Here is a 25,189-nt window from a genome sequence, read left to right as displayed (position 1 = left end):
AGAGCATCTGCCTTACAAGCAGAGGGTCGGCGGTTCGAATCCGTCAACGCCCACCAAAAGAAAAGTCCGTTAGTCGAATGATTAACGGACTTTTTTTATTATATCATATTTTATACATCATCTTCTTTTTGCCAACGGCACAGAGATAAACCGATCTAGCGAGAACTTACCCGGCCCGGTTATATACATCAGTATAAATACTACCAGATAAATAAAGGCAAGCTCTTTTACCGCGAACGCATCATTCCCATGGATAACGAAAAACGCCATACACATGGTAAAGATCATCGGGATCATAGCCAACCGGTATAAGGCACCGAAGATAAATCCTATCGAGCAGGCCAGTTCGCCAAAGATAGCAAGTCCCAGTGAAACCTGACTACCAACCCCCAATGGGTCAGGAAATACGGCAGACATCTCCGAATAGTTAGTCCATTTCTGGATACCATGAGATAACAACAATCCTCCGAAAAGGATACGCAACGCCAATAACAACAGTGAAATAGTTGTTCCGTCCGGTTTAGACGGGAATAAAAATCTGTATATCGCCAACATATTATCTAGTTTTTACATAAGATTAATAACTTATATATAAAACAATGGAAGTAAAGAAATGTTCATAGCTTCCATTCCTTGTAACCTAATAGTTTTCTAACTACAAAGCAACTAGCTCCTAACTCGAAAGTACTTTTGTTTTATATTTTTGACCTAGGCCAAAAACGTTTACCACCTAGGTTGAAAACGTTTGCCACCTTGCTCGAAAACCTTTACTACCCAGGTCAAAATATTAAAAGATAAGGAGCTTTATATTAGTAAACAGGTATTTCATGATTACTAATAAAAGAGTTTATAACTAAGATAAACAAGTCTTGCATTGCTATTCCAAAAACATTCCGTATGTTTGTATTGCTAAACTACATTGTTGTATGTCAACATCGCAGAGCGCGATTAATGCTCGATTTTAATGAGGGCCTTTTTAGGCCCCATTAATTCCCCCTTTTTGCAAAAACGAAAAGGGAATATATTGTTTAAGGCGGTTGCCTTTCCCGACATTTTTCTCATGCTCTACGGAGTTGACGATAATGTAGTTTAGCGACATGGGAAATGGCAGCCGTTCTTTTTCTGCCTAAAAGCTAAACTACATTATCGTATGAAATCTATTTTATTAATCGTATCAAGCCGCCGAAGCAGGAAACTTCTTACATCAATTAAAAAGGAAGGAGCTCTATTATGACTGTCGAAGGAATTAAGCTAACACCATTATTGATTAAGAGTATCAAAATGTATCAAGAGAATCCGGACGTATTGAATCATCAATTGGAAACTTTTGATAAAGTTATACATCTTCTCGCTATATACGGAGAAAACGCTGAGCCTAACGATGCAGCCAGTATCATAAAGATTATATCTGATCTTTGCTACTTCAAAACGATATTCCAGAGGTTTAGCGGGGAAGGTGAAAATATATCTACTTAATTATTTGAATTAACTCTTGTACATAACCAAACGATTATGTATATTTGCATTATCAGATAACGAGTATTAATGTTAACCAAACTAATATGAATGATATTCAAAAATTGGAATTCAAGATCGCTCAAGTTGAAGCCCGTATATATACCTGGAAACGAAAGGTCACTATACTTGAAATTGATCCTTACACAGATGAAATCGAAACCGACAAAATGTTAGATGAGATTTCAAAGCTGAAATATCGAATTGAAGAATTAAAAAAGAAAAAGTAATACTTTCCCTTCCCGGAGGGAATTTAAACCTATGTAATATGAGAACTTTAAAAGAAGACCTGAATAAGATGGATAGCCTTACCGGAGAGGAACTAGATTTATTCCTGACCGATATGAAAGCCTACTACACTTCACCGGAAGATAAAGAAGCTATCCGCAAACATCTGTTAGAAGAACTTGACAGCATCAAGTCGGAAATAGCAGATATTGGCAAGGCAATCACGATAAAAGAACAACTAAAAGACATTTCCGAAGTTGTTTCCCTCTCGTATATTGCAAAAAAATATTTTGGCAAAAGCCGTGCTTGGTTATATCAGCGTATTAACGGTAACTCCATTAGAGGACAAGTGTATTCACTTAGCCCGGAAGAAATCGACATACTAAACTTTGCGCTACGCGATATCAGTAACAAAATAGGTTCACTGTCCATCAAATGTTGATGGACTAAAATAAAGCAGAAAGGCGACACCTTGTAAAAGTGTGTCGCCTTTCTGCTTTATATACCGCTTAATGTGACCCGGGAGGGATTCAAACCCTCGACCTTCAGAACCGGAATCTGACGCTCTATTCACTAAGCTACCAGGCCAAAGACGGTGCAAAAGTAAATATAATATCGCAGGAAAGCAAATGTAGCGGCTAAGAGTTTTTACAATCTTTCTTTTTCTGTTGTATAACACATGTTTTGATATTTTGCAATCATCATCGCCACATATCCTGCCATTTTGCAAATAAAAAAGGCCTCTGCATTGCTATTTTACCATTAATCATTATCTTTGCCACGCATATTTTACAAACACAAAGCACAACAAGTATATGAGCTATTTAATTAAACCTGCAGGATATAAAGCTTTGCTTAACCTATCCCAGACAGAAATGGGAATTAAGAAAATCAAAGACTTTTTCCAGCAAAACCTATCTTCCGAACTACGGCTGCGCCGCGTTACGGCACCTTTGTTCGTTCTTAAAGGTATGGGGATCAACGATGATCTGAACGGAACCGAACGTGCCGTGACCTTCCCGATCAAAGACCTGAACGACTCGAAAGCCGAAATCGTACATTCACTGGCCAAGTGGAAACGTCTTACCCTGGCCGACTATAATATTGAAGAAGGCTACGGAATCTATACCGATATGAACGCTATCCGTTCGGACGAAGAACTGGGCAACCTCCATTCACTGTATGTAGACCAGTGGGACTGGGAACGGGTTATGAGCCCAAGCGAACGGAATGTCGAATACCTGAAAGAGGTCGTACGCCGCATCTACGCAGCTATGGTACGTACAGAATACCTGGTTTACGAAATGTTCCCGAATATCAGACCGGCACTTCCCCAGCAGATTCATTTCATCCATTCTGAGGATTTGTTACAAAAATATCCTACCTTTACACCGAAAGAACGGGAAGACGCTATTTGCAAGGAATACGGAGCCGTATTTATTATCGGCATCGGATGTAAACTGAGCAACGGAGAGAAGCATGACGGACGTGCCCCGGACTACGACGACTGGTCGACTGTGGCAGAAAATGGCCAGACAGGTCTGAACGGCGATTTGCTGGTTTGGGACGATGTGTTGAACCGCTCGTTGGAATTATCGTCCATGGGTATCCGTGTGGATAAAGAAGCTTTGGAACGTCAACTTAAGATCTCTAACGCCGAAGAAAAGAGAGAACTCTACTTCCACAAACGCCTGTTGAACGGAGAACTACCTCAAAGTATCGGCGGTGGTATCGGACAAAGCCGTCTGTGTATGTTCTATCTGCGCAAAGCTCATATCGGAGAGATACAGGCAAGTATCTGGCCGGAAGAGATGCGTCAGGAAGCCCGTGCAGCAGGAATGCACTTGATATAATATAAAACTATGGATGTAAAGATCGAAGAAAGCTGGAAAGAACGGTTAGCTCCTGAATTTGAGAAAAGTTATTTTAATGAGCTGATCAACTTTGTAAAACAGGAATACCGTCAGGGAGCCGTATATCCTCCCGGACCTTATATCTTTAATGCTTTTGAACATTGCCCGTTTGAAAAGGTAAAAGTAGTTATACTGGGACAGGACCCTTATCACGAACCGGGACAAGCGCATGGGCTTTGTTTCTCGGTGCAGGATGGAACACCCTTTCCTCCTTCACTGATCAATATATTCAAAGAAATAGAAAGCGACCTGGGTAAACCGATGCCCAACAGCGGTAATCTGTTGCGCTGGGCTGACCAGGGCGTGTTATTACTTAACGCAACACTGACGGTTCGTGCACATCAGGCCGGTTCACACCAGAACAGAGGATGGGAGGCTTTTACCGACGCTGTCATCCACAAACTGGCCGAAGAACGCAGCCATATCGTTTATATCCTCTGGGGATCATACGCACAACGGAAAGGAGCTTTCATCGATGCTTCACGCAATATGATATTGAAGTCAGCACACCCTTCCCCCCTTTCAGCTTATCGCGGCTTCTTCGGGAATAAGCATTTCAGTAAAGCGAATGATTACCTGATAGCGACAGGTCAGACACCTATCGAATGGTAGAAGGCTTACAGAATAAAACGAAAGGGCGATGAATAGTTTTTCATCGCCCTTTCGTTTTATCTATATTATATGTATCAATACCAACTTTGTCCTTCGCGTACATTACTACTCTGGTTATACTTCAGGTCTTTCAACAGGGAAGAACTTACAGCGATAGAGAAGGTATACGATTTATACGGCCCTACCGGTACAAAACTTGCAGACATCTGGAAACAGTGCAGATTACGGGTGACATTACAAGTCATGAACGAGATCTTGTTATTGTCGAAGTCGTAAGTGGCATTGAAGTTAAAACTCCAGTTCTTGGTCGGCTGGATATTTCCGTTAAAACTCAATGCATGCGTCAGTTTGTATTTATACTCCAACCTGTTGGGATCAAAATCTCCGTAACGCAACTGCATGCTGTAATTGAATGACAAGCTCCATGGAATCTTAGTAATCAGATAGCCATCCGAGTCATACTCGCCGGTATCTTTCTTCTTTCCACGCAGACGACCACCCTCCTTCTCTTCCGGTGTGTTGGCATTATCGGGATTCTCGGCTGTCAGATCTTCGAGTTCGCCATCGCCGATATTTTCTTCGGGTATGTTGCTGTCGGTTCCACCTCCGAACCATTTCTTAAAGGTATCGTTATTGAAGGTATAAGAGAAGCTGGTTCCGGTATTACGCAAACGGCCGATACCTTTTCCTGCTTTCCAACGTGGAATATCTACCCGGACAGGATTACCCCTACCGTCTGCCTTGTAAGTATAGGTATCAAAGGTTCCGTTCAGGTTCAAGGTATAGCTTTTCGAGAACTTAAGACGTAAACCGACAGACAGGTCACTCCATTTGAAGGAGTCGGCAGCCATATTATAACTCATTCCCAACGAAAGCTTATCGATCAGGCTAATCTTACGGAAGCCGGTAGTGTCACGATCGGATTTGATTTTCATTTCGACATTGTTATCCAACGTAAAGTTCAAGCTTCCCTGCTTTCCATTAGGGATAGAACCGTTATGGGCGAAAGGAGAATAGATATAATCGATCGGATCGCCGTTGGCATCGATATACTGGTAATGATCGTAGAAACCGAAAATACTTCCCCCAAAGTCGGGAGCTGCGCTAATGCTGACAGACGGCTCAAAACGGTGACGGATCATCTGTACCTTATCTCCCAGGAAAGGAAGCGGTTTATAGAAACCATATAAGGTTGTTGAAGCAGATACAGATGCGTTATAATTGTAGATACGGTAAAACCCATAGGTCGTATCACGGTTTACCAGACTGTTCAATTTCGGGTCGAACTGTTTCGTAATCTTACTTGTATACCAGCTTTCCTTATAATTAAACGAAGGAGAAATGTTGATATATTTAAATGCCGTAAAGGTGGCACTGACCGGAATACTATGTTCCATCGAGTTCTTCCAGTCCTTGATAAGATTTGACTTGAACAATAAGTTCTCCTTTGTTGTGATGCTATTCTTGAAATAGCCGGAATAACTCATCGAGATCTTTTCATACCAACGTTCTTTCCCGATAGGGTTCTTACGCTTGAACGGGAAGATACGGCTCAATGTGATTGTCAGGTTAGGCAAGGTGACAGCGATGGACGAGTCCCTGGATGACTGGTTGACATTCATTGTTGCCGAAAGAGAAAGCGGGTTATTCGGAAAACGTTGTGTTATATTGATACTCGAACCTTTTGTATTCGAGATAGCATCCGTGTTATTCGCATTTAAGAAACCGTTCGCTTTATTACGGTCGAAACTACTGGTCGAGAAGTTCACACTGGCGGAGAAAGTCCGGTACGGATTTGCTTTCGGGTCTTGCGAGTGTGTCCAGTTTAACCGGAAGTCTTTATTCAAACTATAGTCGGGAAGCCCTTTATCACCAAACTTCGTTACCTGATAAGCGGCATTGAAATTACCGGAGAACAGGTATCTTTTCCTATAAGAGGATTGCGCCTGAAGCCCCCATGAACCTTTGGTATATATCTCACCGGTAACAGCCAGGTCGATATAATCGCTTAAGGCAAAATAATATCCTCCGTCACGCAAACCGAACCCACGATTGGAGTCGTCGGTATACGTCGGCATAATCACACCGGATGAATAAGTACTCGAGAAAGGGAAGAAGCAAAAAGGCAATCCGATCGGATATAGCGGTACGTCTTCAATAACCATATAAACAGGGCCGGTAACGATATTCTTTTTAGGCCGGACCTTAGCTTTGGTCATCTGAATATAGAAGTGAGGATGATCGTGTTCATCGCAGGTCGTATATTTACCGCCTACCATATTCAATACATCATCGTCCATCTTCTTTGTGCGCCCGGCAGTTACATACCCTTCTCCTTGCTGGGTAATCACATCGGTGATATATCCTTTCCGGGTCGTAAAATTATAGCGCATCGTCTTCGATTCATACTCCTGGTCGCCATCCTTAAATAAAGGATAACCGAACTCGTCACCGATCGAATCGAGACCGAACTTCGCGAATACCAGACTGCTGTCCATATTCATCTCGATCACTTCCGCCTGTAGTCCGATTTGCTGGTACTTGACATCGCCTTCACCGTACAGATAAGCCCAGTTACCTGCAGTCATTACGATAGAGTCTTTAGCCTGGTAAGCCACAGGAGCATCCAGGCCGGTCTGCTTCTTTGGAACAGTATCAGAAGCTAAGACTGTACTGTCGGTCGCAACAGGGACTATGGTATCCCCAACAACAGCCAACACAGTATCCGTCGGGGCAACCAGCTCCTGCGAATACATCATCAAAGCCCCGGCGAGGAAATATAATAGGATAATTAAGCCTCTGTATTTCATTAATTAAGTTGACAGATGACAGATGATAGTTGACACGTGAAAGCGAAAGATTGAAAAGTAAGAATAAGAATTATCTTAATCATCAAACTGTCAACTGTCATCTGTCAACTATCAACTGAATTGTTACAGCATGCAAATGTATAACAAATTAATGAGCCCTTCCGCTTTTATTCCCCTAAAAAGAGTTTACACCAGTTATCAAAACGTATAACGGTCTCCTCGCCATACTTTACAAGACCTTGTTTTACCTTCTCGACCGGCTTCTCTTTATCCAGCTTCGTCTTACTATAAAATTTGTCGGCGAAGCAAATCAATTGCTCTTCCAACGAAACGGGCACCATGACCCGGTGAGGCAACGGAAGATGTCTTTCTTCTATCATTTCCAGGGTGATACCGGTTCCTGTATGCCGTTCGCATACCAGGGCATGACGCGGGAAACCTTCTTTCCGCATCAGGTCGGCTCCTAAATAGCCATGACAGATGTATTCGGCAGAACCGTGGCAATCTATCTCCGGTGCATTACACAAGAATATACCGATGTCGTGAAGCATGGCTGCTTCTTCTATAAACGGAATATCGAGCTCCATTTCCGGATGCAGACGGGCAAGACCCAACGCTTTGTCTGCCACGCTACGGCTATGTGTTACTAAAATATGCCAGGCATCCGACTCTGCCGGATAATACTTTGAAATAATATCAAGAGGATTCATTTTTATTTACACTTTACATTCAGATCGCAAAGATACATAATTTACTCTTTGACATCCTCAAATATTTCCCTTGAGATCAGTGCTTGCTTCTCCCTGTCACAATTTTGTTTCATGCTAGTGAAACAGTTGTTCCATCAGGGTGAAACAGTTGTTTCACTAGCATGAAACAAAATTATCCACGGCTACCCAGACTATCTTCGTCGGGATTAATTTCGCGTACTGCTTCTTTTACTTCCTGCTTTGTAACCTTCCCATCGGTAGCCACCTGCTGTACCGGATAACGTTCATCTTTACGATCCAATACCAGAGCTTCTGTCTTTGCTTTGTCCTTGATTTTAGGTAATCTCGTTGCCATATAATTATTTATTAATGTTTATGTCATTTCAACAGAACAAAGAAGCGGATAGTTCATCCGAAACATGTTAAATCTAAACACTTTTAATTCTTTCCATAGCTTTAATGATACGAACATTTGCTACTTTTGCACCCAAGATTTATTAGGAAACAGATTATGAAAACAGTTTTCAGACTTACACTTTGGCTACTAGGCATGATGTTTTTGCCCGAAATTCAGGCTACTACTCCACAGGCACCCTTGATACTCGGTGCCGAACGATTAGACGTAGTGACCCGCCTGTTGCAGGATAAACAAGTCGGGCTGGTTGTTAACCAAACTTCTATCCTCGAGAAACAACAGAAACATCTGCTGGATGCCTTACTGGAAAAAGGTATCCGGGTAAAAAAGGTATTCGCCCCCGAACATGGTTTCAGAGGTACGGCTGATGCCGGAGCCGATATAAAAGACAGTCGCGATCAGAAAACGGGTATTCCTATCGTTTCCATCTACGGAAAAAACAAAAAGCCGACGGCCGAACAGCTGCAGGGACTGGATGTGGTCGTATTCGACATACAGGATGTGGGAGTGCGCTTCTATACCTATATAAGTACTATGCATTATGTAATGGAGGCATGTGCTGAAAACGGAGTAGAATTTATTGTGCTCGACCGGCCCAACCCGAATGATTTTGTAGACGGACCGATCCGCAAAAAAGGATTCGAGTCATTTGTCGGTGTAGATCCTCTTCCTATATTACACGGCCTGACGGTTGGCGAACTGGCCTGGATGATAAACAGCGAAGGATGGCTGAAAAGTTCACCCGACAGTTGCAAGCTGCATATTGTCAAGATGGAGAACTGGCGACATGGAGATCCTTACTGGTTACCGGTCAAGCCCTCTCCCAACCTGCCTAACGACCAGTCGATCCGCCTCTATCCCTCGCTCTGTTTCTTCGAAGCTACAAATATCAGCATCGGACGTGGTACTTATTACCCATTCCAGGTAATCGGTTTTCCGGACAGGAAGTACGGGGACTTCTCTTTTACTCCGGTATCGCTTCCCGGGTTCGATACCAATCCCCTGCAAAAAGACAAAGAGTGTTACGGTATAGACCTCCGGGAATATCCCTTTGAAGGTGGCCTGAGCCTACGCTTCTTCCTCGACTTCTATAATAAAGCCGGAAAAGACCAGGCCTTCTTCTTCTCACGACCTCAATGGTTCGACTTACTGGCAGGTACCAAAGAACTCAGGTACCAAATAGTGAGAGGATTAGCGGAAGATGAAATACGGGAAAGCTGGAAAACGGAACTGGACAGTTACAAACAGATGAGAAAGAAATATCTGCTTTATCCGGATTATCCTGCAAAAAAATAACTATTTATCAACAACCGTTGATTTTGTTCACCTTTTAATTATCTTTGCGTGCAATTACAGAAAAATATACGCAGTGTTATACACGGCCGACCGGACCGAAGTATAACATTGTGCATTATATAAGCGAACTAATAGAAAAGGGTAGAGTTGTTTAACAGGATATATTTCTTGAAAAATTTTATACAAATATCGATTTTCCTTCTTTTATTCATCCCGATGACAAAGGCAGGAGTATTAAAAGCACATACGGATGAGGCTTTATACAAAATATTGGTAATACACTCCTATACAGAAGACCTTGTTGCTTACTCCAAATTCAGCAACCTGATTTCAGATAAGCTCGAAAAAAAGAATATCAACACTGATGTCCGTACATTCTACCTGGACAGTGAACGCTACAATGAAGCAGAAGAAAATGCCAGAATGTATCAATTTCTCGACTCGATCCAGCAATGGAATCCTGATATCATATTAGTAAATGACGACCAGGCCACTTATACATTGATGGCATGTAACCATCCTTTCGGAAAAGCAAAGCCTGTTGTTTTTTCGGGAGTAAACTTTCCCAATTACCCTCTATTGGAGCAACACCCTAACTTCTGCGGATTCCTGGATAAGCCGGATTACATCACAACAATCGAGCTCATAGAAAAACTATACGGTCCCTCTAATATACTTTTCTTCAAACATGCCCGATTTATGGGGAGGGAGTCTTTCAGGACTATTCAGGAGGAAGTGAGAGGTACAGGCAGAACCATACGAATCGGCTTATTTCATCAAAAGAAAAATGAATATCCTGAAGATATCTGTCCGGGCGAACCGGGTAAGTCGATCTTGTACACCACGGAAACAGCTTTTCTCTCGGCAAAAGGGTTATTGGCTATCTTCCAGAGCAAACCATACACTGCTTGCCTGCAAATCATACTCGACTTCGATGTATTAACGATCGGACGTCTGGCTAATGTCCCCAATTTTACCGTCATCAACAACGGCTTTAATGATAGTAAAGGTATTACAGGCGGTTATTTCACCACGCTGGAAATACAAACCGATATCGTATCCGAAAGAGCTGCAGCAATTATCAACGGGAAGAAACCTTCAGACTTTCCTCTGGAAGAGAGCCCGAAAGTTTATGCCTTCGACTGGAACGAGATGCAGCGTTTCAATATAAAAACGAGTGAACTACCGGCCGGCAGCATCATTTATAACCAACCGTTCTATGAACGTTATCATAAGACCATGATAATAGGAGGCATTTTCTTCCTGGTACTCGTCATTTATGTCATTACCCAATTATTCTACTTATACAGAAACGAATACAAGCGCAAACGGCAAATACAGACAAACCTGATAAAAGAAAGACGCTTCCTGCGGCTTGCCATGGAGGGAGGAAACACCTATGCCTGGCGACTGGAAAACGGAGTCTTCATTTTTGAAAACGATTTCTTTATTGCCAATCAGATCATACCGCGTAAAATGCCGCTTGACGAATTATTATCCTTAACACATCCGGACGACCAGGAACATCTGAGTAGCCATATCCGGGATATAAACTCCGGGGTATGGGAAGAAACGACCATTCAATGCCGTTTTAATTTCAGTGGGAAAGGATATAGCTGGTGGGAATTGCGTTACAATCACGGAGAAGATAAATCAGAATCCGATCAAACCGTAATAGGCCTTTGCCTGAATATACAGTCTTTCAAGGAGAAAGAACAAAAACTCATCATCCTGCAGGAGAAAGCAGAAGAAGCCAATAAGATGAAATCGGCTTTCCTTGCTAATATGAGCCATGAAATAAGAACCCCTTTGAATGCCATTGTCGGCTTCTCGAACCTTTTACAGGAAGAAACGGATCTGGGAGAAGAAGAAAAAGAATTGTTCAAAGACACAATCAACAAAAACAGCAATCTATTATTGAAACTGATCAACGACATCCTGGAACTATCACGCATCGAGTCGGGCCGTATGAGTTTCACTTTCGAGACGTTCAAACTGAATGACCTGATAGAAGAAATCTACCAGACACATCATCTGCTGATCCCTGCACATATCCACTTTATAAAAGACATTCCGGAAGTTTCCGTAGAGGTATATGCAGACCGTTTCCGGCTTACCCAGGTGATCACTAACTTTATCAACAATGCCGTCAAATTTACGAAGAACGGATACATCAAGTTGGGATACAACTATAACCAGAATGAGAAGCAGGTGTATATCTACGTGGAAGATACAGGTATCGGCATGTCGGAAAGTGCTCTCGATAAAGTATTCGAACGATTCTACAAACAGGATGAATTCGCGCAAGGTACCGGTCTCGGACTCTCCATCTGCAAGACCATAGCCGGACGGCTGAAAGGAGATGTCCTGGTCAGCTCCATGGAAGGCAAAGGCAGTCGCTTCACGCTGAAAATGCCCGCTAAACAGATATAAAAAAGAAAGGCGGCCCCATTAGAAAAATATCTCTCGCAATATTACAACTACTCCCAAAACCACAGAAAAGTAAAACTTACACAATACACGTCAACAGATATAAACAAATAACTAAAAATGTAAAAACCTATTTCACTCATAAAACTCAACAAAACAATCACCAAACAAATACAAACTAAACGTACGATGTAAATATCTTAACTTTAAGATATATCTAAAACTCTCTCTGAAGATTGCTTTTTAGTAAAAAAAGGGTAGAAAACTATTCTGAAATTAACCCCAGTTCATAGAGAACCATGGTTATTATTTTGCAAATATTATAAAATAATTCAATATATAATGCGCAAAATTAAACTTTTATTTCACATAATCTATTATCGACAAAAAATAAAAGCTGATAGATAGTACTTTTTCTTAGAAAAACTTAGATCGCGAGCCTAATACACCATAGTTCTCTATGAACTAATTAAAACTAGTATTATATGGCAACAACAGAACACGAAGATGATTTCACTTTTAACGTGACCTATCAGGCTAATCGCCCAATAAAAGACCTCTGCCAACTATCGGAAAACTCCAAAATAGAATTGTTTTTTTATCTATTACATAATTAATAACAAACTAAAAACGCACATTATGCTAAAAAACTTCAAGCCGATTGGTTTACTGTTGTTTGCAGGCATTTTATGTTCTCCTGAGAGCATGAATGCAGACATAACACCAACTAAACCGAGCGCAAGCATTTCCCAACAAGCCGGGAAAGTGACAGGAATAGTAGAAGATGAATTCGGCCCCGTGGCTGGAGCTTCTGTTATTGTGAAAGGAACCACAAACGGTATTATCACCGACATAAACGGTAATTTTACCTTAGAGGGTGTTAAAAGTGGAAGTATCATCCAGATCTCCTTTGTGGGCTATACCATGCAGGAAATCAAGTACACAGGACAACCTTCTATTAATGTTAAGTTAATAGAGGATTCACAGGCTTTGGATGAAGTAGTTGTAACCGGTTTCAGCGGAGTCCAGAAAACAAAAACATTGACAGCCGCCGCCGTAAACGTAAAAATCGAATCAATTGCCAAGCTACCAGTAACCTCGCCGAGCGATGGATTGGGCGGCCGTGTATCCGGTATTATTTCACAAGCACGCTCCGGCGCACCTGGTGAAACATCCAAGATCTGGATCCGTGGTGGTAGTAACATCTTGTATGTAATCGACGATGTAGTGATGGAAACCAGCCAGGGCGAAGTGTTCTTTAACCGTCTCCGTCCGGACGACATTGCTTCTATGAGTATTTTAAAAGATGCTTCTGCAACAGCTGTATATGGGCCACGTGCAAGCGATGGTGTTGTTGTTGTAACCACTAAAAAAGGACAGGAAGGACAGTTGGAAATATCAGTAAGCCAGAAAATGACTATGATGACTCCTTCTTACAGACCCAAAGCCATGAGTACCTGGGATTATGTAAATAAGAAAAACGAGTTGTACGCCGCCAGTATGGCTGAAAACCCTGCATTCAACACAACAGAAATGTCCAAATACTACATGGGATACTTAAATTCGCAAGGTCATAGCCGCCAGGAAATCACCGACATGGTCAATCAGAAATACGATTTAGGATATTCTCTCGACGCCATAAACGATTTGTTCAATCCGTTTGTAACACAAGGGAAAGATATTGAGAACTATTATGGAGACTATGATGCTTGGGACTTTTTCAATCATACACAACCAATGACCCAAACAAATCTGAGCGTACGTGGAGGTTCCGAAAGAGTAAGATATTACTCCAGTTTGGGTTACATGAAACAATCCGGTATCAGCGATACCTACGATTACGAGCAGTATAATGCAATCGTCAATACTGACGCTTACCTGCTAAAAGACAAGAGCCTGAAGTTTACGTTAAACCTAAATGGGGTTATGTCCAAAAAGAAGCAACCGCAAGGTGGAGACGGTATCTTCAACTCCGTCCTGATTGAAGGAAGCGAAATGCATAATCAGCCACAAAACTGGACAACCGGTTTGGATAAATCCGGCGGATTAGACTCCCGTTTGCGCACCGGATTCAACAATACAGATGATTATCGTCTGCAAAGTAATATCGGTTTAAAATGGAGCTTGCCATGGGTGGAAGGATTATCGGTTAGCGGAAGTGTCAACTTCAACTACAGTAACTCAATGAACAAAACGTTCTCTCATCCGGAAGTAGGCGTATATTCCAGTCCGTATGCAACTCAGGAAAGCAGCTATAATCCGAGTAATGCCAATTTATCACAGACATGGGATAATTACTCTTTGACTACCGGTATCCTACAGGCAGATTACAGCCGTTCTTTCGGCAAGCACAATCTGTCAGCCATGATCAACTATACGAGCCAGAAACGTAGAACCAACTCAACAATGGCAAAAGCTTATGGTTATCCAACTATCTACAACCCACAAATCGAAGCCGGAGCTTCAATGCAAGAAATGAAGGGAACAGAAGGCCTTTGGGGTTCTTCTTCATTCGTAGGCCGTGTCACTTACGATTATGACAGCAAGTATCTGTTACAATTAAGTGCCAACTACAACGGTTCGTTATGTTATCACCCGGATAAACGTTGGGGATTCTTTTATGCGGCATCTGCCGGTTGGATGCTAACGGAAGAAGAGTTCATCAAAGATATCATTAACAATGATATAATCAACTCGTTTAAAATCCGCGCCGGTTACGGTATCGTTGGTCAGGAACTCTCCAGTCCTTTTAGTTATATGAATCAATACGGATTATATAAAAGCAATGATAAAGCTCAAAATATCCTGTTGGGGGAAAATATGGCTTCCAATTCAGTCTGGACCGAAACGAATGTATCCAGTAACCTGACTTGGGGTGAATCACAGCAGATCAGTGGTGGTGTCGACTTCGGCTTCTTCAAAGATCGTCTGACCGGTTCATTCGACACCTATCTGTACCTGAATAAAGGAGAAGAAATAGATATGAATCCAGAATTGACTTACACTTCGGTTTTAGGCTTACCCAATACCCCGAAAATGAATGCTCCTTATGTAACAAATCACAAAGGCGGTGTTGAGTTCTCACTGAACTGGAGTGATCGGATCGGAGACTTCACCTACAGAGTCGGAGGAAACTATACGTATTGGCAACAGGTTGCAGTAAGACATGCAACAAAGGATGAAAGCTACTATTACCCTAACTTAAACAATTTAGGAAAAAATGATGTACAGCCAACATACAGTGCTTCCTGGCAAACAAACGGGCTGTTTACCTCATATGAAGATATGTATAATTCATATCTCCACTTCACCCGCAACCATACGTTAGGGACATTCCGCATGCAAGATATCAACGGCGACGGCGTACTGAACGGTGGCGACCAGGTGATAGAAGAAAGAGGGGGTACGGTTCCTCAGTCACTTTACGGTATCACCTTAGGTTTAGGATGGAAAGAATTCAGTTTTGAAATCTTTTTACAGGGAGCCGGTAATGTAACCGGTGATGTCACTTCACCTGCCCGTTCGCAACAAGACTACTATTGGAATTATGGTAAATATCTGTTTCCTGAATCATATACTCCCAGCAATCCCATTACGAATAAACTTCCGCTGCCGACCAACTCAACTTACGGATGGGGTTACAACTATGTCGATGCCTGGGTGTACGATGCTTCTTACCTGAAACTAAAAAACATCAGTGTCAGCTACGACCTGAAACGCCGGGTTCTTAAAAACGTAAGCTTCATCAAAGGGCTGAATGTTAACTTTATTGCCAATAATGTTTGTACCTGGGTAAAGAAAAGTAACCCGTTCCATAACCTGACGGATCCGGAGTATTTGCCGGCAAATTCGATTTGGGGAGGTAATAAACTGGGTAGTTATCCTACTCAACGTTCATTCACACTGAGTGCTACATTAACATTGTAAACACATTAGAACATAAACAAAATGAAGAAATTAAATATATTAGCTTTATTCGCTGCGGTTTGCCTCTCCAGTTGCGATCCGCTGGGGATCGAACCGACAACCAGTGTATTCGAAGATCAATTCTGGGGGAATGCACAGTTATCGCGTACTTTCGTCAACCAATTCTATTTATGGAGCCCGGCGGGAGCCAATCAGGCTTTCCAAAGTGAACAATGGTCAGATAATGCCTGTGGTAATATCGACCGCGACCAGAATACATTCCGTCAATACAGCTATAATAACAGAGAGTATGACGAGATGAGTAGTATCACAAGTTTAGTTGGAGCCCCCTGGGATAACGGATATAAGAAAATCCGTCAAACTAATCTGGCCATCGAACGGATTCCTAACGTGCCTAACATCACAGAAGAAGAGATGAGTCAATTATTGGCAGAAAGTTATGCATTCCGTGGATTGTTCTACGCTGACATGGAAAGATACTGGGGTATCCTACCGATTATCACCAACTCAATGACTATTTTCGATGAAACAATGCTTCCTCAAAACGGTCGCGAAGAAGTATTCGACCAAATTCTGGCTGATTACGACAAATCATTGGAGTTGTTTGGTAAAGTAACAGCTAAACCGGCATTGGGATTGCTCAACATCGATGCCGTACAAGTATTGAAATCACGTACAGCATTGACAGCCGCTTGTGCTGCAGAAGCCTCCGCTAAAGGATTGTATGATAAATTAGCAGGAGCAGCCCAAAGCAAAGCTCTTTACAAATTCACTAAAGATGCGAGACATTACTATCAGATGGCCTATGACGCTGCAAAAGCTGTTTTAGGCAAATATGAATTGGATCCGGATTATGCCAAATTGTTTAACACATCCAGTGGCCACACATCAGTAGAATCCATCTGGCCTGTCATGTTTAATGAGGCAAACAGGTCTGGTTTCAATCCCGGTAACTATTCACATCCTGTTTCCTGGGCAAAAATGTATGGTGGTACAACCGACTTTGCTCCGGATTGGGACGGTGGCCGCGGAGGGGCATATCCGACTCAAGAATTGGTTGACTGTTATTATCAGAAAGATAAGGCTACCGGTAAATGGACTCAATGGTGGAAAACAAGTCAGGCAAAAGAATTGGGAGTAACTCAAAATTCCCTAGGCCAATTGACCGCCACCAGTGAAAATTATCTGGATATGTATAAAGACAGGGATAAACGTTTCTATGCGACCATTCTTTACGACAGTTCTTATTATGCAGGTTCTGAAAATGAAAGATATCTGATCCGTACCTGGATCGACTACTCGGAACCGACTAAAACGGAAAAGTATAGTGCGTTAGGGACTTACTACAAACATACTGAGAAATTAGATATTACCGGAGGTGCACAATCGACTGTAACAAGTTATTACGCAGCCAAATATACAATCGGTCGTTTCAATGAAAACGGAACTGTCAACTATACGCAATCTTCAGCTTCCTACTTCATGGTTCGCTATGCAGAAGCCTTGTTAAACTATGCAGAAGCAGCTTATAAACTCGGAGGAAAAGAAGGGGAAGTATTAAACGCAGTTAATCAGATTCGTAACCGTGCAGGACTTGATAACTTCGAAGCCTCTGTAGTTGGTCACGACCTTTGGGAAGAATATAAATTGCAACGCCGTATAGAATTTGCGTTCGAAGTACCGGGGCATCGTTATTTCGACCTCATTAGGTGGGGAGAATCAGAAGGTAAAACTGTGATCGAAGAGTTGAACAAAAATACCAGCGGTATGTTTATTTTCCGAAAAGGTATTGAAAGTGAGCTGGTTGAGCTTAGCGGACATTTAGCACCAAGTACCGATCCAAAATATTTCACTCCTTACTTTGAAGTCCGCCCGGTCGATGCCAGTGTCTATTATGATCGTAAGTTTAACGATGCCGTATATTACAAATTACCATTCTCACGATCTACACTGGAAATAAATGACAATTTCGTTCAAAATCCGGGCTGGGAAAACAGAAGTTATCAATAATCATTTTATCAAAAAACAAAAGTATGAAAATCAAAAATATATTATTAGCAATAACACTCGGCTTAACCACTTTGTCCGGCTGTCAGAGCGGGATAGTCTGGGATGAAGTACCCGAATCGGTATATTCAGAACTCGACCTGGGAACAGGCCTGGTGAGAAATCGCCCTCGCGAACTTTTCGTAAATAAAGTATGGCAAATCAATTACGGAAAAGGACAATGGCTGGACAATTATATTGCCAGATCGTTACTCAGCTCTTTTGAAACCGGAATGGAGTATGTCAACAATACCGGATCGAATGTCACAATCTTGAATAAGACATTGGCTCCGGGAGAAAAGATGGAGGTAAAAAACACGTTGGAAATTGTAGATGACAGTTCCGCACCGGAAGGGAAAAAATACATTGCGCATGTATTTTCTTTCGATAAAGTGGGTTATCATACCCCCAACAAAGGACATGCTTTTATACAATCGGCATTCGATAACGAAACAGTGAAACCATATGCTTATTTCGAAAAAATAGAAAGTGAAGCAGTCGGAGCAAAAGAAGATATGTTTCGCTATGTCGTTATGCCTGTTAAACAAAATGAAATGGTGCTGGAGTTTATTATGGAAGATCTTTATGCTTGTAAAGTCGACCCTGTTAACGGAGCCCCACGATTAGGGACTCCCGGCGATTATACCAAGCCACAGCAGTACATGGTAACCAACACAGCTATCCGACCGGACGGCGCACCGGAATACAAACGTTTATACGAAGTTCGAGTGCACTTGCTGGAAGTGACAGCCGAAGAAGCTAAGGAAAAGACTTCATATTCTTTGTAATAAGTCAACATAACTAAAGAAAGTAGTGGAGAGTAAAAAAACACCACCACTACTTTCTGTCAATTTTCGACCTCATTATTCCCAGACACAATATGAAATATACCTTGATTCTATTTATCATTTTCTTTGGGGTATCAAATCTTTTTGCACAAGATAGATATTCCCCATACTTATTCCCGGAATTTACAGATTCATATATTTACTATAAAGACGGAAGAGTATTCCAGGTTCCTGCAAACTATGACCTGTTTGATAACAAGTTTGTTTTTATAGATAAAGACAATGAGAAAAAAGAATTCTCAAACCCGGATATGATCGTTTCAATAAAAGTCGGCTCCAAAACTTTTATCCCTATATCAGGAAATGAAGTTGCAGAAATAATACAGTCACTCCCTCGAATATTAGTTCAATACATCGGAAACAAACGGATCAAAAAAGATCTGACTTATGGAGGCAAGACAGAAACAGCGTCTGTAGATAGTTATTCCAATCTTATCTATGGGACAGATAACAATGAGAAAAATACAGTTCTGGTTAAGATTGATTATCAGTTTTATGTTGAGATAAACAAACGATTAAAACGATTTTCAACAGAAAAACAATTCTTAAAAATATTCCCCAAACACAAAGCCCAGCTCAAACAATACATTGATGATTATAAGATAGATTTTTACTCAATTGGCGGAGTTACTAAATTATGCAACTATGCTCTATCTTTAAACTGAAAAGAGGTGGTCTCCTTCAACAGGGCCACCTCTCCTATTATACAATGTTACTTATTTCTTTTGAATAACCATCAACTTCCCATTATCTGTTCCATAGAGGGCTATTGTATTCACAGGTTTTGCCTCTCCTTCAGCCTGGAAACGCACCACCTTATTCAATGCATCCAGAAACTCCTGCTCACCTTTCATGTCAGGACAAGCCATACGGGTGGTAGCAACCTGCGGAAACTTGATGATGTTTTTCTGTGCATCCGTATACTCGATGTTACCGTTCATACGGTTACAGCCGGCGTTACCGGATAGATGTTTACGGGCAACATCGATCACAATCAACTGTTTGCTGTCCGCCGGGTCCAGTTTCTTCCCGTTCAGTTCTACGACACTCCATTCACCGTCGAGATCGGAAAAGGAGGCTACAACCGCCTTCTGGGATTTACAGGAAGCAAATACGGCAATACCTACCACAGCCAGACAGAGAAATAAATACTTCTTCATCTTTGATTAGTTTTTAGACAGAACTAACAACACATTACCATCTTTATCGACCAGCGTCATTTCGCTCTCCGAACTACCGGCTTTTACTGCACTTACATTAACCATAGCCTGCATGATAGCATCTTCCGTCGTCATATCCGGACAAGCCATCATCGTAGCTGCTCCCGGAGCGATCGTGATCGCTGAAACATCATTTGCATCCAATGTAACAGTGGTATTGAACATATTGCAACCGGCATTACCGTGCAACTTATTCTGCGCCATATCAAATTCCATATATGGAGGTAATCCTTCTTTCAAGATCTTTTCGCCTTTTACTTCAATTACATTCCATTTACCCTCCAGTTTCTTAGCATCTGTTTTGGCTTCAGAACAAGAAATCATCATTCCCAATACCATCGGGAGCATTAATACATAAAAAATTACTCTTTTCATAATCTATACTATTTGTTATATCACTTACAGGAATAAGACGTCAAATACGTGCAAATTGTTCCGCAAAAGTAAGCTATTTAGTCAACATTAACAAATGGATACAAATCATGCGAATGTACCACTTTATATTTTCCGTAAGTTTGCAGCTTGATGGATAAACAATAAAAGAGGATATAATGAAGGGAATCAACATTGCACCTATTTTGATCTTATTATTCATACTAGGTCTCTCCTGTAAAAACACACCCAAACAAACCGAAGAAGAAGTCAACAGCGAATGGATCGACAGCCAGCAACGCGTCTATCAATATGGCGTATGTATAGATACATTGGACGTGAAAGACTATAAGATGAAGAACGGCGACAACCCGGCTTCTATTTTTTCCAGCCTGGGCTTTTCTGCTTTGATGGCAGACAGTATCAGTCGGTCGTCTGTTGAAGTTCTCGATCCGACCAAACTACAGGCGGGTATGCATTACTACACATTCACAATGCAGGACAGTACGGCACAGATCCGTTACATCGCTTTCGCCAAGTCGCGGACAGATTACGCTGTGATCGACCTTACCGGCGACACTATACGTGCCTACGAATTCAATAAACCGATCACCTTAAAAAGGCACTATGTGGAAGGTACGCTGAACTCCTCGCTATGGAACGTTCTCCAGTCAAATGGGGTGAACCCGTTGCTGGCAATCAATATAGCCGATGTCTTTGCCTGGCAGATAGACTTCTACGACGTAAAAGAGGGTGACTCGTTCCGTGTACTGTACGATATAGCTTATATCGATGACACGACTGCATTAAATATAAACGGTATCCAGGGAGCTGTATTCAACCACCAGGGGAAAGACTTCGTTGCCATTCCTTTTACCCAGGACAGCGTATTCGAATATTTCGATCAGGAAGGGAACAGTCTACGCAAGGCTTTCCTGAAAGCACCGTTAGATATATTCCGCATAACTTCACGCTTCACCAATGCTCGTTTTCACCCGATATTGAAACGTTACCGTGCGCATCATGGAGTCGATTATGCTGCTCCTGTCGGAACACCGGTAAAAAGTATCGGAGCCGGAACGGTTATTGCCAAAGGTTATCAGAATGGCGGCGGGAACTTCCTGAAAGTAAAGCATAACTCGGTATATACTACCACTTATATGCACCTAAGTAAGTTCGCCAAGGGCATACAGGTCGGAAGTCATGTACAACAGGGAGAAGTGATCGCTTATGTAGGTTCTACCGGGCTGTCGACAGGTCCTCACCTGGACTTCCGCGTACACAAAAACGGAGAGCCAATCAACCCGTTGAATATGGAGGCTCCTCCTTCACTGCCGGTCAAACCTGAGCTACGCGATAGCTTTATGATTGTAAAACAACAGATGTTTGCCGAACTCGATAGTCTACAGATGCTTATCCGGAAGTAAAGCGATACCTGTCGGTTTCACCCCCGATAACTATTGCTTTTAATCAGAATTATGTTACATTTGTGAACATGATAAATTCAGTGGCTTATGAAATTTCTTGGTAATATCATTTGGTTAATTTTCGGAGGACTGGTTACCAGTATCGAGTATCTGATCTCAAGCCTGTTATTAATGGTCACCATCATTGGTATACCATTCGGACTACAGACGTTAAAACTGGCTTTACTGGCCTTATGGCCCTTCGGTAGCACAGTCACGGACAACGGTAATTCCGGAGGCTGCCTTTGCATCATTATGAACATACTTTGGATCATACTGGGAGGTTTCTGGATCTGCCTGACCCACTTGGGATTCGGTCTTTTATTGTGTATCACGATAATCGGTATCCCCTGGGGAAGACAACATTTCAAGATGGCAGCTCTTGCGCTGACTCCATTCGGTAAGAATATTAATTAATCCAACACAGAATAACTTTGCCGGGCTTCGGCCCGGCTGCAAGCATTAAAATGCCACCATTCGTAAGGGATCGTACGAAAACCGGCATTCTTCATTATCCGGCGGAGTAAACGCCGGTTATCAAACTCTTCACGGGTTATCTTTTCAGAGGCCAGCAGGGCCTCTTCATGGTTGGTGTGGGCCTCTTCCCCAAAGAAATCAAAAGGACTTCCCATAGGCAAAGGCTGATCTGTTTTATCCAGGATCGTGACATCCACTGCCATTCCGTAATTATGCAACCCTCCACCGTTGGAAGGATTACTCACATAATTTACTTTATCAGTACCACGAACCAGACTCCACATCTTCCGTTGCACAGACATCGGACGAGCGGCATCATATACCACCAGCGTAAGTTCCGGGTGTTCTTTCTTAAGCAAATGTTGAGCTGCAACCAATTTTTGGGCAGCATCGGGATGCAACCAGGCACGGGTAATACCGGAATAAACCGCTTCCCCTATAAAATTGTCGGAGGTAGCATAAACGAGCTGTACACAGATAGTCGAATCCCACACGGACACATCCACCATCCCTTTATTTTGCAACCAGACATCCAGATCCTCTGCCCTGCTATGCAAACAAGAAAGCAGCAACAGAAATAAAAAGATATGCCGGACTTGTCTCATATTCCCTCCTTAGTCGATAGAGATTTGTTCTACTTCTATCGGATTATTCAAAAAGACAGAGGCAGCATCCGAAAACTTCCCAGCCGATTCTGTGGTCAGAAAGCGACATTCACCATGGCGGGTCAACTTCCGATCCATTTCAGGATGTCTTTTCAAATAATCAATCAGGCTCGCCGCTACGTATTCTCCTTGTGCGAAGACAGTAATTCCGGAGGGTAGATATTGATTGATCTTCCCGATCAATAATGGGTAATGCGTGCACCCCAATACCAGCGTATCAATCTGTGAGTCGAGGGAAAGGATATGATCCAAATGCTTTTTCACAAAATAATCGGCACCGGGAGAATCAAACTCGTTATTTTCAACCAGAGGAGCCCACATCGGACAGGCTTCGCCGGTTACTTTTATATGAGGAAACATCTTCTCTATTTCAAGAGAATAAGATTGGGAAGAGATTGTGCCTGCGGTTCCCAGTATCCCGATATGCTTCGTCGAACTGACCCGATCCATCATTTCGACGGTCGGACGTATTACGCCCAGTACACGACGTGTGGGATCAACCACCGGCAGATCACGTTGCTGAATGGTACGCAACGCTTTTGCTGAAGCCGTATTACAGGCCAGAATAACCAGTTGGCAGCCTTCAGCGAATAATTTCATCACCGCCTGCCGGGTAAAGCGGTATACCACCTCGAACGAACGCGGCCCATAAGGAGCCCGGGCATTGTCTCCCAGGTAAATATAATCGTAGTCAGGCATTGCCTCACGGATCTTGTCAAATACAGTCAGTCCGCCATAGCCGGAATCAAAAACTCCGATCGGACCCGGTTGTTGTAAAAACATATTCTTCCTTCTTTTATAATACAACAAAGGATGCCCTTCATAGAAAGGCATCCTTTGTTGTATCGTACTTTAGATTGTATTATTTCAAACCTAATTTAGCTTTTACGAATGGAGTAGCATCGATAGCAGCGTTTCCAGTGTAAAGAACCATACCTGGGTTAGAATCGAGGATATAAGCATACCCTTTTTCGTCACCGACAGCTTTGATTGCATTTCTTACTTTGTCTTGGATCGGTGTAAACAACTCCTGCTGTTTTTTATCCATATCCTGACGAGCTACCTGAGTGAAGTTCTGAACTCTTTGTTCGATATCTGAAAGTTCCTGCATTCTTCTCAGTTTGATATTTTCTGTCATTGAATCCTGCTGTGCGATATAGTCAGCATACTTCTTTTCGTATTCATCCTGCATGGTCTTCATTTCACCCATGTACTTGTCATTCATCTGCTTCAGAGTTTCCTGCATAGCAGTTACTTCAGGCATTAATGGAATAAGATCGTTTGTATTAACAATTGCCACTTTCATGTCCTGAGCAAAAACTCCTAACGGGAGGATCATCAACAATAAAATAATCAGTTTCTTCATTTTCTATAAAATATTACTTGTTATTAATCAATTATATTTTGTGTGCATAAAGCGCACAAATGTAAGCATTTATTTTGAATATCCTAACTTTAACAGCACTTCATTGCTGATATCGATCTTTGGAGATGCAAAAATAATACTCATAGCTGAAGCACGGTCAACAACAAGTTGATATCCCTTGTCTTCCGATATTTCCTTCACTGCATTATAAATTTCATCCTGTATCGGTTTCATCAAGCTTTCACGCTTTTTGAACAATTCACCTTCCGGTCCGAAATAAGTACGTTTCAGGTCTTGCGCTTCCTGTTCCTTCTTCACGATTTCTTCTTCACGCTTTGTCTTCATTTCAGCAGAAAGGAATACCAAATCACTCTGATAGGTTTTATACATATTTTGCGCCTCCTGCTGTATTGCTTCCACCTCATTCTGCCATTTCTTTGACACCTGGCTTAATTGTTCATTTGTCATTTCATAAGCCGGAATATTCTTCAGGATATATTCCATATCTATCAAAGCAAACTTTTGCGCCATCCCGGCAAAAGAGCAAAGGAGCATCATACAACTCAAAACAATAATCTTCTTCATACGCTTTCTTTTTATAGTTTCACTCTCTGACTACAAATATAGCGGAGGGTTTACTTTGTTCCAATGAATTATGGTTAACGCTTAGTGCTGAATTGTTAATTTTCAATTAATCTGCCATTTACTATTAGAACTCTTGTCCAATGATGAAGTGGAAGTTGCTACCACCTGCACTACGAGCTCCATCCACTTTGTCGAAACCATATGCCCAGTCGATACCCATCAAACCGATCATCGGAAGGAAGATACGTACCCCGACACCGGCAGAACGTTTCAGATCAAACGGATTAA

23 protein-coding genes and 1 tRNA gene are annotated in these 25,189 nt (G+C 42.0%); 12 read left to right on the top strand and 12 right to left on the bottom strand.

From position 1 onward, the window contains the following. Positions 1–117 precede the first annotated feature (117 nt). Complete coding sequence (locus tag QZ076_RS18360; RefSeq protein WP_293715821.1) at positions 118–555, bottom strand: DoxX family protein; 438 nt, start codon at positions 553–555, stop codon at positions 118–120. A 1,007-nt stretch (positions 556–1,562) separates the two neighbouring features. Here QZ076_RS18360 and QZ076_RS18355 point away from each other — a divergent pair. Together QZ076_RS18355 and QZ076_RS18350 are read left to right on the top strand one after the other, a co-directional pair. Continuing rightward, the gene (locus tag QZ076_RS18355) at positions 1,563–1,745 is read left to right on the top strand and encodes an acyltransferase (protein WP_293715819.1); all 183 of its coding nucleotides are present in this window, start codon (positions 1,563–1,565) and stop codon (positions 1,743–1,745) included. 38 nt (positions 1,746–1,783) lie between these two features. After that, positions 1,784–2,185 (top strand): DUF5053 domain-containing protein, encoded by a 402-nt coding sequence (locus tag QZ076_RS18350; RefSeq protein ID WP_293715816.1) that lies wholly within the window; start codon positions 1,784–1,786, stop codon positions 2,183–2,185. 73 nt (positions 2,186–2,258) lie between these two features. Here the strand turns inward: QZ076_RS18350 and QZ076_RS18345 are convergent. Continuing rightward, positions 2,259–2,331 (bottom strand) — tRNA-Arg (locus QZ076_RS18345). A 227-nt stretch (positions 2,332–2,558) separates the two neighbouring features. Here QZ076_RS18345 and asnA point away from each other — a divergent pair. Together asnA and QZ076_RS18335 are read left to right on the top strand one after the other, a co-directional pair. After that, positions 2,559–3,596 carry an aspartate--ammonia ligase gene (gene asnA, locus QZ076_RS18340; RefSeq protein ID WP_293715813.1) on the top strand — a complete coding sequence of 346 codons (1,038 nt, stop codon included), beginning with the start codon at positions 2,559–2,561 and terminating at the stop codon, positions 3,594–3,596. Positions 3,597–3,605: 9 nt separating this feature from the next. Next, positions 3,606–4,268 carry a uracil-DNA glycosylase gene (locus QZ076_RS18335; protein ID WP_129729552.1) on the top strand — a complete coding sequence of 221 codons (663 nt, stop codon included), beginning with the start codon at positions 3,606–3,608 and terminating at the stop codon, positions 4,266–4,268. A gap of 74 nt (positions 4,269–4,342) precedes the next feature. Here QZ076_RS18335 and QZ076_RS18330 read toward each other — a convergent pair whose 3' ends face one another. From QZ076_RS18330 to QZ076_RS18320, 3 genes are all read right to left on the bottom strand, one after another. Further along, positions 4,343–7,078, bottom strand: a complete 2,736-nt coding sequence (locus QZ076_RS18330) for a putative LPS assembly protein LptD (RefSeq protein ID WP_293715810.1) — start codon at positions 7,076–7,078, stop codon at positions 4,343–4,345. Positions 7,079–7,245: 167 nt separating this feature from the next. Further along, the gene (locus tag QZ076_RS18325) at positions 7,246–7,788 is read right to left on the bottom strand and encodes an HD domain-containing protein (RefSeq protein ID WP_293715807.1); all 543 of its coding nucleotides are present in this window, start codon (positions 7,786–7,788) and stop codon (positions 7,246–7,248) included. 172 nt (positions 7,789–7,960) lie between these two features. Beyond that, positions 7,961–8,143 (bottom strand): hypothetical protein, encoded by a 183-nt coding sequence (locus QZ076_RS18320; RefSeq protein WP_195370759.1) that lies wholly within the window; start codon positions 8,141–8,143, stop codon positions 7,961–7,963. A gap of 195 nt (positions 8,144–8,338) precedes the next feature. On the opposite strand from QZ076_RS18320, the gene QZ076_RS18315 reads away from it, so the two are divergent. The 6 genes from QZ076_RS18315 (at position 8,339) to QZ076_RS18290 (ending at position 19,415) form a co-directional block, all read left to right on the top strand. After that, the gene (locus QZ076_RS18315; protein ID WP_293715827.1) at positions 8,339–9,499 is read left to right on the top strand and encodes a DUF1343 domain-containing protein; all 1,161 of its coding nucleotides are present in this window, start codon (positions 8,339–8,341) and stop codon (positions 9,497–9,499) included. 216 nt (positions 9,500–9,715) lie between these two features. Beyond that, positions 9,716–11,932 carry a HAMP domain-containing sensor histidine kinase gene (locus QZ076_RS18310; RefSeq protein ID WP_293715804.1) on the top strand — a complete coding sequence of 739 codons (2,217 nt, stop codon included), beginning with the start codon at positions 9,716–9,718 and terminating at the stop codon, positions 11,930–11,932. 636 nt (positions 11,933–12,568) lie between these two features. Further along, positions 12,569–15,856, top strand: a complete 3,288-nt coding sequence (locus QZ076_RS18305) for a SusC/RagA family TonB-linked outer membrane protein (protein ID WP_293715801.1) — start codon at positions 12,569–12,571, stop codon at positions 15,854–15,856. A gap of 21 nt (positions 15,857–15,877) precedes the next feature. Further along, on the top strand, positions 15,878–17,866 hold the full coding sequence (locus tag QZ076_RS18300; protein WP_293715798.1) for a RagB/SusD family nutrient uptake outer membrane protein: 1,989 nt from the start codon (positions 15,878–15,880) through the stop codon (positions 17,864–17,866). A gap of 23 nt (positions 17,867–17,889) precedes the next feature. Next, positions 17,890–18,690 (top strand): hypothetical protein, encoded by an 801-nt coding sequence (locus tag QZ076_RS18295; RefSeq protein WP_293715795.1) that lies wholly within the window; start codon positions 17,890–17,892, stop codon positions 18,688–18,690. A 92-nt stretch (positions 18,691–18,782) separates the two neighbouring features. Next, complete coding sequence (locus QZ076_RS18290; RefSeq protein ID WP_293715792.1) at positions 18,783–19,415, top strand: hypothetical protein; 633 nt, start codon at positions 18,783–18,785, stop codon at positions 19,413–19,415. Between the two features lie 51 nt (positions 19,416–19,466). Here QZ076_RS18290 and QZ076_RS18285 read toward each other — a convergent pair whose 3' ends face one another. Together QZ076_RS18285 and QZ076_RS18280 are read right to left on the bottom strand one after the other, a co-directional pair. Beyond that, the gene (locus QZ076_RS18285; RefSeq protein WP_293715789.1) at positions 19,467–19,910 is read right to left on the bottom strand and encodes an META domain-containing protein; all 444 of its coding nucleotides are present in this window, start codon (positions 19,908–19,910) and stop codon (positions 19,467–19,469) included. A 6-nt stretch (positions 19,911–19,916) separates the two neighbouring features. Continuing rightward, positions 19,917–20,345 (bottom strand): META domain-containing protein, encoded by a 429-nt coding sequence (locus QZ076_RS18280; RefSeq protein WP_293715786.1) that lies wholly within the window; start codon positions 20,343–20,345, stop codon positions 19,917–19,919. A 176-nt stretch (positions 20,346–20,521) separates the two neighbouring features. On the opposite strand from QZ076_RS18280, the gene QZ076_RS18275 reads away from it, so the two are divergent. Together QZ076_RS18275 and QZ076_RS18270 are read left to right on the top strand one after the other, a co-directional pair. After that, the gene (locus QZ076_RS18275; RefSeq protein ID WP_293715783.1) at positions 20,522–21,769 is read left to right on the top strand and encodes a peptidoglycan DD-metalloendopeptidase family protein; all 1,248 of its coding nucleotides are present in this window, start codon (positions 20,522–20,524) and stop codon (positions 21,767–21,769) included. Positions 21,770–21,856: 87 nt separating this feature from the next. After that, the gene (locus QZ076_RS18270) at positions 21,857–22,225 is read left to right on the top strand and encodes a YccF domain-containing protein (protein ID WP_129729564.1); all 369 of its coding nucleotides are present in this window, start codon (positions 21,857–21,859) and stop codon (positions 22,223–22,225) included. On the opposite strand, the gene QZ076_RS18265 is transcribed toward QZ076_RS18270, so the two are convergent. The 5 genes from QZ076_RS18265 to QZ076_RS18245 form a co-directional block, all read right to left on the bottom strand. Next, a complete protein-coding gene (locus QZ076_RS18265) occupies positions 22,222–22,890 on the bottom strand; it encodes a M15 family metallopeptidase (protein ID WP_293715779.1) in 669 nt (222 codons plus the stop codon). The genes QZ076_RS18270 and QZ076_RS18265 overlap by 4 nt on opposite strands. 9 nt (positions 22,891–22,899) lie before the next feature. After that, entirely contained in the window at positions 22,900–23,733 is an 834-nt protein-coding gene (gene murI / locus QZ076_RS18260) for a glutamate racemase (RefSeq protein ID WP_293715776.1), read from the bottom strand. Positions 23,734–23,812: 79 nt separating this feature from the next. Next, the gene (locus QZ076_RS18255) at positions 23,813–24,316 is read right to left on the bottom strand and encodes an OmpH family outer membrane protein (protein WP_293715773.1); all 504 of its coding nucleotides are present in this window, start codon (positions 24,314–24,316) and stop codon (positions 23,813–23,815) included. A gap of 69 nt (positions 24,317–24,385) precedes the next feature. After that, positions 24,386–24,901 carry an OmpH family outer membrane protein gene (locus QZ076_RS18250; protein WP_028729699.1) on the bottom strand — a complete coding sequence of 172 codons (516 nt, stop codon included), beginning with the start codon at positions 24,899–24,901 and terminating at the stop codon, positions 24,386–24,388. Between the two features lie 124 nt (positions 24,902–25,025). Then, a partial coding sequence (locus QZ076_RS18245) for a BamA/TamA family outer membrane protein (RefSeq protein ID WP_293715824.1) occupies positions 25,026–25,189 on the bottom strand: 164 nt, incomplete at its 5' end.

The sequence above is a fragment of the uncultured Parabacteroides sp. genome, assembly GCF_905196875.1.
Taxonomy (GTDB): domain Bacteria; phylum Bacteroidota; class Bacteroidia; order Bacteroidales; family Tannerellaceae; genus Parabacteroides.
This window is presented reverse-complemented; position numbering and strand designations above follow the sequence as displayed.